The 13754-nt window shown below is 34.2% G+C and carries 9 protein-coding genes; 2 read left to right on the top strand and 7 right to left on the bottom strand.

Features of this window, described 5'->3' with window-relative positions; translation table 11 throughout:
* Window positions 1-104: 104 nt before the first annotated feature.
* The 3 genes from glnA to NFRAN_RS09460 all read right to left on the bottom strand — a co-directional run bounded on the left by glnA (window position 105) and on the right by NFRAN_RS09460 (window position 4101).
* A complete protein-coding gene (gene glnA / locus NFRAN_RS09470) occupies window positions 105-1577 on the bottom strand; it encodes a type I glutamate--ammonia ligase (RefSeq protein ID WP_134484762.1) in 1473 nt (490 codons plus the stop codon).
* A 335-nt stretch (window positions 1578-1912) separates the two neighbouring features.
* Window positions 1913-2560: a DnaJ domain-containing protein gene (locus tag NFRAN_RS09465; RefSeq protein WP_134484761.1), complete on the bottom strand. Its 648-nt coding sequence runs from the start codon at window positions 2558-2560 to the stop codon at window positions 1913-1915.
* 1310 nt (window positions 2561-3870) lie between these two features.
* Window positions 3871-4101 carry a hypothetical protein gene (locus NFRAN_RS09460; RefSeq protein WP_134484760.1) on the bottom strand — a complete coding sequence of 77 codons (231 nt, stop codon included), beginning with the start codon at window positions 4099-4101 and terminating at the stop codon, window positions 3871-3873.
* 134 nt (window positions 4102-4235) lie between these two features.
* On the opposite strand from NFRAN_RS09460, the gene NFRAN_RS09455 reads away from it, so the two are divergent.
* Entirely contained in the window at window positions 4236-6473 is a 2238-nt protein-coding gene (locus tag NFRAN_RS09455) for a CDC48 family AAA ATPase (protein ID WP_134484759.1), read from the top strand.
* 137 nt (window positions 6474-6610) lie between these two features.
* On the opposite strand, the gene NFRAN_RS09450 is transcribed toward NFRAN_RS09455, so the two are convergent.
* The 3 genes from NFRAN_RS09450 to NFRAN_RS09440 form a co-directional block, all read right to left on the bottom strand.
* The gene (locus NFRAN_RS09450; RefSeq protein WP_172602254.1) at window positions 6611-7327 is read right to left on the bottom strand and encodes an AAA family ATPase; all 717 of its coding nucleotides are present in this window, start codon (window positions 7325-7327) and stop codon (window positions 6611-6613) included.
* A 281-nt stretch (window positions 7328-7608) separates the two neighbouring features.
* Complete coding sequence (locus NFRAN_RS09445; RefSeq protein ID WP_134484757.1) at window positions 7609-7800, bottom strand: hypothetical protein; 192 nt, start codon at window positions 7798-7800, stop codon at window positions 7609-7611.
* A gap of 804 nt (window positions 7801-8604) precedes the next feature.
* Complete coding sequence (locus tag NFRAN_RS09440) at window positions 8605-9282, bottom strand: DJ-1/PfpI family protein (RefSeq protein ID WP_134484756.1); 678 nt, start codon at window positions 9280-9282, stop codon at window positions 8605-8607.
* A gap of 967 nt (window positions 9283-10249) precedes the next feature.
* Between NFRAN_RS09440 and ahr the strand changes: the two genes are divergently transcribed.
* Window positions 10250-11254, top strand: coding sequence for an NADPH-dependent aldehyde reductase Ahr (gene ahr, locus NFRAN_RS09435; protein ID WP_134485791.1), 1005 nt, complete (start codon window positions 10250-10252; stop codon window positions 11252-11254).
* Window positions 11255-11455: 201 nt separating this feature from the next.
* Here ahr and NFRAN_RS09430 read toward each other — a convergent pair whose 3' ends face one another.
* On the bottom strand, window positions 11456-13735 hold the full coding sequence (locus NFRAN_RS09430; protein ID WP_134484755.1) for a sensor histidine kinase: 2280 nt from the start codon (window positions 13733-13735) through the stop codon (window positions 11456-11458).
* Window positions 13736-13754 lie beyond the last annotated feature (19 nt).

The raw sequence follows: 13754 nt of genomic DNA, 5'->3' as shown, positions 1-13754 counted from the left end.
TAACAAAAAAATAACGATGATCCTATATATTAGGTTGGTAGTTTCTTATTTAGACAGAATTTTTCTGTAGACAGTATATGTTGAGAAATACTTAAGAGGATTGATTAAACATCATAATACAGCATGAACTGGCTACCTAATGACTGATCATTTCCTAATTCCAAAATTTCTTTTTCCTTTAAATCCAAATAAGTGTTAATCAAATCCGAGTGAAAGCAGATATTCAAAAATGTTGAGTCAGTCCTTAATGCATTCAATCCGTCTGCCAGGCTACCAGGAAGTATTTTTATTCCTAACTCCTTTCGTTTTGAATCACTCATTTTGTAAATATCCTCACTAACTGGATCTCCCGGATCAACTTTCTTATTGATGCCATCTAGTCCCGCTGCAACTATGGCAGAAAAAGCCAAGTATGGATTTGCTGATGGGTCGGGAGCGCGATATTCAATTCGCTTAGAGTTGGCACTCTTCTTTTCGTTAATCGGAACCCTTACAACAGCAGATCTATTTCCTCTAGCCCATGCAATGTATACTGGAGCTTCAAAACCGGGGACGATCCTTTTATAAGAATTTACTGTAGGCGTCACTAGTGCAGACAACGCACCAGCATGTTCAAGTATACCTCCAATAAAATAACGACCAGTTTGACTCAACTCTCCATACGGATCTGTTTCGTCATAAAAGAGATTTCGATCGCTGTCGGATAATTTTGTCCACAGGCTTATACTCACGTGCATTCCAGATCCATTATCGCTATTCTCGGGATTTTGAGAATCAAAAATTGGCTTGGGCATGAAATTTGCAACCTTATTATATTTCTTTGCGACATTTCGAACAATGTCTTTATAAATTTGAACGTTGTCAGCAGATTGAGTCAAATAGTTATGCATGAAATTAATTTCAATTTGACCACTGCTAGCAACTTCGTGATTCATGTTAGTTACATCTATATCATAATATTTTTTTAGGATATTAGCTACTTCGAATCTAAATTCGATTAAAGAATCCTGAAAGGTAGGAACATCATATCCTGATTTTCTTCTGATCGGGTATCGGCCCACCCCATATTGTTCGTCAGAAAGGATTGATATATTTTTAACTTTTTCTTGTAATGTGGAACTATCATAATCGAGATTGTTATTATCCATTTCAAATATAATCTGATCAAATATGAAACATTCTACCTCAGCGCCTATCTGACATGTAACTTGGTTGACTGCGAGATGATCCTCCAATTTTTGAGATACACTTCTTGGATCTTTATTAGATCTTCCCTGAGCAAACCCGTTATAAACATCTGCGATAACAGTCAATATTTCATAACTAGACAAAGGAATTTTTCTCAGTGTTTTTCTGTCTGGAAATAACATCATATCCGATTCGTCTATAGTTGCAAATCCTTTAACAGAAGATCCGTCAAGTCCAATTCCTTTTCTAAATACCTCCTGGATTTGTTCTTCATCTATCTGAATATATTTTGCGAGAAACCTCCCTAACAGATCAGTATATCTTATTTGCATAAAATCTTTAGCCGGAGTTTCTGTTACATGCTTGCCGGCTATAGATGTATTTTCCAAATATTGTCTCCCTTTTTAATAGAGAAACAAAGAATAAATAATTTTGTGAACAATTTAAAATTTCATTTTTATATGATAGTCATGATACAATGATAAGAAAAAAGGGATGGGTTGGAAGAAACTGCCCTCTAACCATGAGATATTATAATCCATGATTTGATAAAAGGATGCTGATATTTTCAAGTCATCGTAATACCCATTTTGCATGCATAAAATAAGTTCAACCAACAAGTACGTTCATTTGACCGCTCGTGAACGGATAACTCTTTAAGATACTGGGATAGCTGAACAAAATTTCATCAAAAAACAGAACTTTGGACAAACCATACGCGAATTCATGGATAAACGCAGTTTCCTGTGTAGCGATCAATAATGATAATAGCTTTGGTGGGGCATGTTTTAGCTGCATCCATTATTGTTTCAAAATTCTCTGCTGTTTCCGAAATAACTATTGCTTTGGGGTTAAATTGTCTATTCTTTTCAACCATAAATACTTTAGGTGCAAGTACCTCACAGCTTCCAAATGCCAGACACAATGAGGGTTCCACTATTATCTTATAACGACTTTCCAAAAATGAGGGGAAGCCTTCTTTATCGGCAGGCGTAGACTTGAAATTTGATCCCTTTTCAACAGAAAAGAATTCATCAGAGTCATTATGATTTACTGTTTGTTCATGTATGTATTCTGAAGTGGATTCTGTATCATAGTTAGCTGAATTATCAGAATCCCTAGATAAGTCCATCTTATTTCTTTCTTTTGATTTTGAAATCTTTAATGACCTATCATAGTCCCTCCTCTTAACAGGATCAGAAAGGTTTTCAAAGGAGATATTAATAGATTTCATAAGCTCGTCTGAGATAGAGGGGTTTCGGTCTGGATGATATTTTCGTGCTAGTCGTCGGAATGCAATTTTGATATCCTTCTGGGTAGCATTTTCTGATACACCTAATATTTTGTAATAACTATCGTCTCCAACTAGCAAATCTATAGATCAAGAATGATTCAATTTATATATACATATTCCATCTGAAAAAATATGATATGGGCTTGTTAGATATTCTATCGATACACCAGAAAATTCTAAAATAGACTACAGGGATAACCAAGGCTTTGATCAGTTCAATAGCCTGAAGGTAGGGATAATAGGTGTATAAGAGTATTGATCAATAGATTCGAATCTGCTAATTGAGCCACTGGTTATTTCTTGCCTATTTTCATAATAATGAGGGCGTTTTAACTTATTGATTCCACACTTTTCTTAAAAAATATACCACATAGTTTTACAAAACGAATTGTAGAAATAATATAGCATTTAGATTATTACATAGCAGATTTCGAAAAGACAAGCTTCCTTACATTTTATTGAAACAAGGAAACCATATGAGAGAATTCCGAAATCAGGTACTACCTTATTCTAAATATCCCAGAACAGAAAGACTTGAATGTTATTATTTATCTGTAACTTTTATCGTGATATCATTAAATAATATTTTAATAGTATTAGTAAATCTATTGATTCAAAGTTTGTTATTTTTGCCGGTGTCAAAACTTGTGTCCAGCGGGTCGTTTTATATACGTATTTAAGCAGGGTTTAAAAGACTTCTAGAGCGACTAATCTCATTTAATCATCTCAAAAAGTGTAATAAATATATCATTTTTATTAATATAATGAAAATAATTCAAATTTAGAATATAACGCTGGATTTAGTATTGAATGGTCCTTTTACAAAAAAGGACCATTCAATAAATTAAGAATAAACCTAGAGATCATACAAAAGTTTATTCAGGATTAGCATATTATAACAATGTTGGTCGAAAAATGACAAAAGGTAAAACCCATAATTCGTCTTCTTCAAATCATGCCAACCGCAGAGGCGGCATAATTTCTCGCATTATTACGTATATAATAATTGGGCTAGTAATACCTTTTGTATTAAAAAGAATCAGGAATCAATTAATTAAAGAACAAAGATTTCGCTGTGAACGTTGCAGTAATAAAATGCAAATGATAAACCGAAATGAGTATTACTGCAAAGATTGCAAGATTATTAGATTAGACGATCGTTAACTAGTTTCATCTTTGAAATTCCTGTATGTAGTGGAAGTGGAATCAAACACCCAGACATAACTGACAATAACAAACTGGATAATTCTTGCCTTTATAATTGACTTCCATATCCCATTAAAAGATAAATCGCGTTGCAAGTTTATCCTCACAAATCAATCGATTCGTTATTATAATACAAGATTTACACCAATTTTGATAAAGATATTCACATCGATTGTAAAGACTTACCCTCGCGATTTTACTTCGTAATTGACTTCAAACATAGTTAAAACATTATTAAGGTTTTCACTTGCGGAAAACCTACAAATAGTGATCCAATTTCTCTTAAAATTAGCTCTTATCTCACAAAAGTCATTTGGAGAAGCCGTAATTGTTTCCACATCAAACCTATTCCGTAATTTCTCCTCCAATTTTGTCAGTATAGGATCCGAAGCTATGATTAAAATTTTTCGCATTATATTATCACAAGATCAATTTGATTATGTTGCTATGTTCAGGGGCTTAAATAAAAGCCTTTTTGATCCAATAAGAGTATCCAGGTCAGCTTAACATATCATTTTTAATAAGAGAGTATTCATTACGGTATAACATGACAGCAAATTCTAATAACGACAATAAATCGGTAAAAAATTATACCTTAAAAGTAGCTGAAGCAGAGCAGCGAGACGTTGGTAGGAAAATAGCTCGAGTTGATCCTGCTATAGCAGAATCTCTTAACATAATTAGCGGTGATGCTTTAGAAATATCTTCTCTGGGTAGAAAAACTACCGTATTAAGCTGGCCAGCAAAAGAAAGTGACAGAGGTAAGGGCTTGATTCGTATTGACGGTCTTATTCGAAATCGATTAGATGTAGGTATCAATGATTTGGTAGAAATTAGAGTTGTCGAATCAAAAACAGCTATTGATATTACATTTGCACCCACAGAGCCGTTAAGAATCATAGGTGCCGAGGAATATCTAGCAGAATATCTAAATGGAACACTTATGACAAAAGGAGATACCATTCCTATTAGTGTAATGGGTAGAAGGATAGATTTGGTTGTAATTTCAACACATCCTTCTGGCCCAGTAATAATAAGTGATGCAACACGCATACTAGTTTCGGAAGAGACCTCAAAAGCTCTTCAAATCTCACAAGAAGGAGGTACCGCTTCCATCACCTATGAAGACATTGGAGGTTTAGGCGATGCAGTAGCAAGAGTCAGAGAAATGATAGAGCTTCCACTCAGACATCCCGAGTTATTTAAAAGACTAGGAGTAGAAGCCCCCAAGGGAGTTTTATTACATGGTCCCCCAGGTACTGGAAAAACTCTTTTAGCAAAAGCGGTTGCTAATGAGACCAATTCAAATTTCTTTACGATTGGAGGACCTGAAATAATGAGCAAATATCATGGTGAATCTGAAGAGAGATTGCGGAATGTATTTAAAGAGGCTGAGAAGAACGCACCATCAATCATTTTCATTGATGAAATAGATTCTATTGCACCAAAGCGTGAAGAAGTAACTGGAGAAGTTGAGAGAAGAATAGTTGCCCAACTACTTTCATTGATGGATGGCATGACATCTAGAGGTAAAGTAGTAGTTATAGCAGCAACAAACAGGATAAACGCCATTGATCCAGCCTTAAGAAGACCTGGAAGATTCGACAGAGAAATAGAAATAGGAGTTCCTAACAGAGATGGAAGACTAGAAGTTCTGCAAATTCATACACGTGGTATGCCACTAGATAAAGACGTCGATTTACAAAAATTAGCAGATATTTCCCATGGCTTTGTTGGAGCAGACCTTCAAGCTTTGGCAAAAGAGGCTGCAATGCGAGCACTGAGAAGAGTTCTTCCCGACATAAATCTTTCGAGCGAAAGCATCCCTCTTGAAACCTTAAGGAAAATCATAGTAAGGATGCAAGACTTTATGGATGTAATCAAAGAGACAGAACCTTCAGCAATGCGAGAAGTATTTGTTGAAGTTCCCGATATAAAATGGGAAGATATTGGTGGCTTGTCTTCAATCAAACAAGAGCTTCAGGAAGCAGTAGAATGGCCATTAAAGTATCAGAATGTTTTTACTTATGCAGACGCCACGCCACCAAAAGGGATACTATTGTACGGACCTCCAGGTACTGGAAAAACATTAATGGCAAAGGCAGCAGCAAATGAAAGTGAAGCTAATTTTATTAGTATCAAGGGACCAGAATTATTATCCAAGTGGGTCGGAGAGTCTGAAAAAGGGATAAGGGAAGTTTTCAGAAAAGCAAGACAAGCTGCACCCTGTATAATATTCTTTGATGAACTTGATGCCATTGCACCAACAAGAGGTGGGGATCACGGAGATTCGCATGTTACTGAAAGAGTTATTAGTCAATTTTTAACCGAGATGGATGGTTTGGAGATATTAACTAATGTGGTTGTAATTGCCGCTACAAATCGACCCGATATAATAGACCCCGCTTTGCTAAGACCCGGAAGGTTTGACAGGATTTTGTACGTCCCGCCTCCAGATAGAGATTCTAGGCTCCAAATACTCAAAATTCATACTAAGAAAAAACCATTAGCTGATGATGTTAATTTAGAAAATTTGGCAGATAAAACTGATGGATACACAGGAGCAGATATTGCTTCGTTGTCTTCAGCTGCAGTTATGTTAGCGTTGAGAGAACATATTACCAAGTACCCAGATTCAAAGGAAGCGGAAAAGCATGTTAACGATTTGAAAATAGGCATGAAACATTTTGAGGAAGCGATGAAAAAAATTAGACCCCTATCAAAGCAGGAATTGGATATGTACAAGAACGTTGCACGTCAATTCGGAAAAGTAGAAGACATTTGAGACATCAAATAATATACTTTTTTAGAAAATGAAGTCAAACATTGTTATTGATATCAGGTCTTTATTAAAAATTCAAGGTTATTGAATTTTTAATGAAGAAAGAAACTGATCCAAATCTCAATAAAAAGAATCGATACTTAATTGTAATCCAAGTTTTCTCGCATTCTGCGACTATTCCAGTTTTCAAAAACCCTTATAACATCTTCTTTAGTATCTTCCTTTTTTAACAAGTTACCGAGTCCTATGGCGGTTCGAACATCTTTTATATCAGAATCAATTAATAACATTCCAATCATTTCGTTAATTTCCTCTGGAAGTTTATTTTGGAGACAAAATTTAACTACATTTAGAAAATCTTCGTCGGTGTATTCATCCAAATGATACACCTGAAACCGCGATCTGACGGGTTTTGATAAATTTACCAAAGTATTAGAGGTGGCAAATACTTTGATATTTTCGATTCTAAAATCATAACGAATTTGTTTTAATGACTTTACAATTCGTCCGTCATTCAACAATCCAAGCAAACAACTCATATCATTTTTCTTTAATTTGTCAATCTCATCTATGATTACAAGTCTAGTTCTTCTATTATTATATAACTCCTCTATTAATCCTGCTCCAGTAGTGTTTGATGCGTCAAAATAAAATACGTTGTTACATTTCTGTTGTATCGTAGTCATGAAAAGAGTCTTTGAAGTGGCTGGTGGACCAACAAGTAAAACATTAATTTGCTTATCAGACACTAGAGCACGAAAAAGATTTTCTTTCATACCAGCTAATCCATAAATATTTGAAAAGAACTCTAATGCCTGATCCTGGGCGGCACTAGCTAAATACTTTTCCTTGATCAACGAATGTCGATATGGCATAAAGCGATTAAAACGGTCTTTTACATCAAACATTCAAATTAACTATAGAAGGGGTTTTGCACTTAAGCTTTTCCCACTAAAGTACTATTTTATTTCTTTTATTTACATGGTAGAGACAGAAATTCTGGCCAGGTATGTTTAAGCTCATAGGAACAGGCAATCATGTCATTTAACGTAGGCTATAGAATGTTGTCATCTAGGATGTTGTCAAATTATGAATTACCATGATTTTATGTGTCAAACAAAGATAGAAATAATACAATCTAAATAGGGTAATTGTTTTTTACTCTTAACGGTCCATAGATCTTAAAGTTTTTAAATCCGGTTCTCAACAGGAGTCCGTATAGAGACAATATCAAAAAGAATCCCCTTGAAGTAGATGAAATTATGAAAAAATATTCACCTTCAAATTGTCCAGGACCACTTGCTCGAAGTTTGGAATTGTGCCCAATCATTTTAATCAAAACTTTGATTAGACTTTTGATTTTCTAGTCATCTTTGCCACTCACATATCTGCAGATTACTCCCCCTATTTAGATAATGCCTTGGTCGTCATAAAACTAACAAGACATAATGAAAAAGAAATCGCTAATAAGAGCAATATGATTCATTATCATAAGATCTTCCAGCAAAACATATTGTTACAATAGAACCAAACTGCATCGATTATCAGTTAATAATAGAAAACAAACTGACAAACATAACTGCAAATACACAGATATCCATCTCATAAACAAAGTCAAATATCAACACACATTCTAGTTTATCATATTTAATGAGACCTAACATATCTTTGTCATGGCAATCCCTAAATTGATAACCTTTCCTTGTAGCAAATGTATTATAAATTGGTCGTTTATTAATGCCATGTTTGGTTGATGAATTTTATTTCCTTGGATGATTCGTCCTACCATTGTGTATGAGTCTAAATACTAATCTATGATAACAACTATCATTTCTATGCTCGGTAATACGATTCTTACCTTAAAATACTACTGATTCAAAATCAAAGCGACAGAAATTAAAGTTATTGGTAAATACCCCAAATACTATTGAGCTAAAAAATAACAAAAAGATTGTGACAAAAAGGAAAAGATATTTATGAAGACAACTAACCTCAGTGTCATATTCAGATCTCTAGTTATTCAGGAATTTGTGTATACTTTTCTACTAAATATGAAGTAATTTTTCTTCGTTACTGGTGACTAAATCTCATAATTGAAACCTATTATGAAAGTATGTATGCCATACTTGCACATTCAATAGGATCTTGCGTCTTTTGCACCATCATGAAAGGGATTTGTATTGTGTGTAGGATATGGAAATTCCATGAATCTTGCGGTTGCCATTCCTACATCTAATCCAAAGAAATAACTCACTAAATGAAGTGCCAACGAAATGCCTGATGTAACTCCTGCTGAAGTAAATATTTTTTGATCTTCTGTAAAAAGAACGTTTCTTTTGATCTTTGCATTTGGAGCAGTGGTTCCTAGAAAATTAAATGTTCGCCAATGAGTAGTGGCCATTTTTCCTTCTAATAATCCAGCTTTTCCAAGGAGACTTGACCCTGTGCAAACAGAAGCGGTCAACGATGAGTTTTGAGAAAGATTATGAATATTTTGAATAAGATTCAGATTATTAATTTCAGATCGTGTTCCCCAGCCACCAGGAACTATGAACAAATCTAGTTTTGGGCAATTATTAAATGTATAATCAGGAGTCAATTTCAGGCCACCAATAGCCCTTATTACATACTCTTTTTCTGCAATTAAATAAATTCTAAAAGGGGAATCAGTATAATCCCTCTTATTCTCATCTAATCGAGTTACTGAAAAAACTTCAAACGGACCAGCAACATCCAGAACTTCGACATTGTCAAAAATCAATATTCCTACTGTTTTATGTCTGGAATCAAATTCCTGCCCAGGTTTCGACACAGATGAATTGAAACTTTGATTATTTTAAGTTTCACGGATAGTGGTCTTCCTATTATATTCAGCATTGTTTTGTTCAGTATCGAATATAGTCAAAACATGATTACTTGTTGCTTCATAGAACTGATACACATCATTGTTATTTCTCCTAAATAGCACATATTCGAATATTTTGATCAAATTGTATTTATACTAAATAGTAAGGAGAAATAGTCGCTAATAGGACTGCTAGTGTAACAAGACAATATAACTTGAGAATATTATTTGCTCTGTATCAGTTATGATCATAAAGAAAAAAATCTTAGATAGATTTTGATCAATTCTTGTATTACTTCTACTGAGTTTATTAACTAAAATCATCATAAGTAATAATATTTAATCGAAACAAAATAAAGTATTACACCTTTCAACATAAGGAATGAAGGTCAAAAGAAACCTCCGAAGAAAACTATAATCAAAAATAAAGAATCAGAATTTATGAGAAGACATGCGCATTGAAGTCGAATAGATATATTGGTTACAAGTTACAATTTAATAAGATAGAGTATGGGAAAATTCTCTCACCACCCACCTATATGAAGAAAAAATCAGTTTGTTGTAGAAACAATTCCTGCTAGTTTGATTAGACTCACAGAAAATACTCTGAGCATCCATTGACGATACTTATCTGCACATATCACTTGATACGCTCAATGTTGTTGATTCCTGTAGCTAAAATATCATATCCATTCCTCATTAAGTAAATGCCTAGGTGAGGGAAATTCGACATGTAAAGGATAAGGTAAAAAGTTTTGAGGTTACTTTTTGTGCAGAATCATGAATTTCAGATGAAAGTACACAAGTACAAGTCAAAATTATTAGTTGAATAGTTTTCAGCTATTATAACAAGCAGGTGATCAACTCCAAAGTTAGTAGTGTCTTTACTACTATCAACTTTTTATCTAATACATGTATACACATATTTGTCATGATAGTCAAGGCGTACGTTGCTAAAAAACCTGGTTTAAGGCTCGAATCTTTCCAGTATGAATTGGGGCCACTTAAACCAGATGAGGTTGACATAGACGTTGAATATTGTGGTATTTGTCGCAGTGATTTACATATGTTAAAGAATGATTGGAAGATGACAAAATATCCATTCGTCCCGGGTCATGAAATTATTGGTAAGGTATCAAAAGTGGGTAGTATGGTGACGCATTTAAAAAAAGGTCAAAGAGTGGGGGTAGGATGGAGGTCCAGGTCATGTCAAACTTGCTTACAGTGTTTAAGTGGTTATCATAATCGATGTCCAAACGGAGAAGATGTAATAGTAGAAAGGCATGGCGGATTTGCTAACAAAGTTCGGTGTCAAGGATTATGGGCATTCCCCCTGCCTGATAATCTGGACTATAAATCAGCGGGACCTCTTTTTTGTGGAGGCATCACTGTTTTCAATCCCATAATTCAAAACAATATTAATTCTACCAACCACGTAGCAGTTGTAGGCATAGGAGGATTGGGACATTTGGCGTTATTGTTTTTGAGAGCATGGGGATGCGACATCACTGCTTTTTCCACTAATCCTGAAAAAGAGGACGAAGCAAAAAAATTAGGTGCGAATCACTTTGTTAACTCCAATAGCATAAAAGATATGAAAGCATTTACAAATGCATTTGATCTGATCATAGTTACTACCAATGCAGACATAGATTGGGATTCATATATTAGTACATTAGCACCAGGGGGTAAAATGCATATAGTCGGTGCAGTCGATCAGATGAAGGCTACAGTTTTTCCTTTTATTTCGCAAGAGAGATCAATAGGAGGTTCTCCGACTGGCGGTCCTGCAGTCATTTTAAAAATGCTAGAGTTCTGTCAACGTCATAGGATCAAACCCATTACAGAGGAATTTCCATTGTCTAAAATAAACGAAGCTTTGAATCATTTGGAAAAAGGAAAAGCAAGGTACAGAATAGTCCTAAAAAACGACTTGTGAAATGATAACAATATCACAAATTCAATAAATCAGGTCTTGAAAGCCACTTTGACAAGAGAACCCAAAAAGCTTTGGCCTAGATAAACGTTATAAAAAAGAATCTTTGTTTGGACAAACATAGCCTGTTTTAACAATCGCATAAATTAATCTATAATAATATATTTTTGTACTCAATGTAAAACCATTATCAAATGAGTATAATCATTTTCTGTATGGTAAGCTAAATGTAAATCTAGAACCAGTTATGTTATTAGAATTATCATAGCAATTCTCTGCCCAAATTTTACCTCCGTGTGCTTCAATTACCTTCCTAGAAATATAAAGTCCTAATCCTGTTCCTTTTCTAGATTTCGATACAAATTTAGTGAAAAGCTTAGGTAACACTTCCGGGTCGATCCCACACCCAGAGTCTTTAATACTTAGAAATAGTTCATTAGAATCTGGTTTTTGACATAATTCGATTTGGATTTTTCCAGCTTGAGTAAACTCCACAGCGTTTTCTAGGATATTCATAATAACTTGGATAATTCTTACTCGATCAGCATGCACTGTTCCAAAATCTTCCTTATAATAAACAAGAGTATTTTTACCGCCGGGTTTTTCCGAAGCATATTCAATTTCCACTTGTTTCTTATTTACGAGACGAATATTATTATTATACTCTTTTACTATATCTATTAACAGCTGATCTATATCAAAAGTCTCTTTATTCAAAATTAATAACTCATTCTCTAGTTGTGTAACATCTAAGACCTTATCAATCAATTTTGCGAGCCGTTTTGTGCTTTGATTAATAGTTACTATAAATTTATCACAAGATTCAATGCTTCCCTGTGAATTCATTAATATATCCGAAAAGCCTAACAACAATTGAACAGGATTCCTTAATTCATGGGCTGCTATGTTTATGAACTCCTTTTGAAGCCTGTCTTGAATCTTAAGCTTATCGTATAATTCAGCTTGATTCCAAAGGGTATCAAATATTGATGCATAAGATTTTGAAATTCTAATACTATTTGAATATGAGGACAAGCCTATTGTTTGTAACATATTTAGTGAAGGTATATTTCTAGACTCAATCAACAAAGACTTTTTCTTGTCTACTATCAAAAAACCAATTTCCGTAAAAAGCTTGCTATCTAAAAGTTTTAATCTAAAGTTATCAATATCCTTAAATCGGTACTCAAGTTGAATATCATTCACATCTATTAGTCCCGAAGTATCATTATTGTATTGGTTAAATATTGATTCTATTTGTTTACACATTTCATCATTAACCTCTTCAACTATCAAAATTCTGATGTTCAAATTAGGTTTGGATAATGCGATAGTCTTTATGAAATTCATCATCCCTTCATCAACCTGTCTAAGAAAGGAATTAAAGTTAGGCAGAATTCCCAATATTTCAGTCTCAGCTGAAGTAATTAATGTTCTTATGAGTTTAATCGATTCTTCAGGGTCTTCAATTGTCTCAATAAAAGACAGCTCTGTTTCATCCTCAAATGATTTTATTATTCGTTCGGGGTCTCGGCCATTCTTCCATAATTCTGAAAATACCTTTGAAAAGTGATCCAAGTATGAGGGATCATTACTATAAAGTATACTATCAGTTGGTACATTCTCACCCGTTCTCTTTATAGCTACAGCCAAATCAGATTTGGTAACTATATAATTTATAGAAAGCACGTCCTTACTGTGTTTGATTTCTAAGCCTAATTCAAGTAACTTCTTGATTATATCAAAATTATCTCTGTTAATCTCGGCTAAAAGTCTTATCTTCCTTTGATGGTTTATTTCATAATTGTGTAGTGATGATGTTAAAAACTTGGTTAAATAGTCTTTGCCGTACTTTGATCCATCAATAGATGTACAAATGTTAATCTCAGTTTCGTTTACAAAAATTTTAGAAATTACATTCTCTATTACCGTGTCAGATGATTCTTCGATTAATTTTGTTTCATGTGTTTTAATTCCTTCTCTTAATTCTTTAATTCGCCTTTGCGCGGGTATGGCATTCTTCCAAAGAGTATCAAATATAAATTGACCTTGTTCTACTACTTCATCAACATTACTATAAATGACCTCAGTTAGAGGTTGGGCTTCTTTGAGAACGGTCGTTGCCATATACTCAGAATCATTTATAGCTATTCCACCTTTGAGACCGTCCAGATGCCTTAACTCGCTAACAATTTTAATTAATTCCTCACAATACTCCAAGTTCTCTTTGGTTATGATAGTAATACAGCGTATTTTTCCGCCACGGGATAATATATCCTTATATCCCTCATAATACTGAGGGATCTTTATTACAATAGATGGAGCCCTATGGTCGAACGTAATATCCATTCTACGTTTTGTGTTTTTCATAAATTCCACGCCCTTACCAACGGCGTTCTCAGCGCCATACAAGATTTGAGTATTCTTGCGAAGGTGAAGGTTCTGACTGGATACTACCTTCTTGTCATACTTGGTTGAGGTCAAGGATATCCTTTTTTATTAA

Origin of the sequence: Candidatus Nitrosocosmicus franklandus, from assembly GCF_900696045.1 — an archaeon.
GTDB lineage: Archaea > Thermoproteota > Nitrososphaeria > Nitrososphaerales > Nitrososphaeraceae > Nitrosocosmicus > Nitrosocosmicus franklandus_A.
This window is presented reverse-complemented; position numbering and strand designations above follow the sequence as displayed.

Coding starts and splice junctions, on each gene's coding strand:
- NFRAN_RS09460 (WP_134484760.1), bottom strand. CDS start 4,101: ATGCGAAAAATTTTAATCATAGCTTCGGATCCTATACTGACAAAATTG.
- NFRAN_RS09455 (WP_134484759.1), top strand. CDS start 4,236: ATGACAGCAAATTCTAATAACGACAATAAATCGGTAAAAAATTATACC.
- NFRAN_RS09445 (WP_134484757.1), bottom strand. CDS start 7,800: ATGATTGGGCACAATTCCAAACTTCGAGCAAGTGGTCCTGGACAATTT.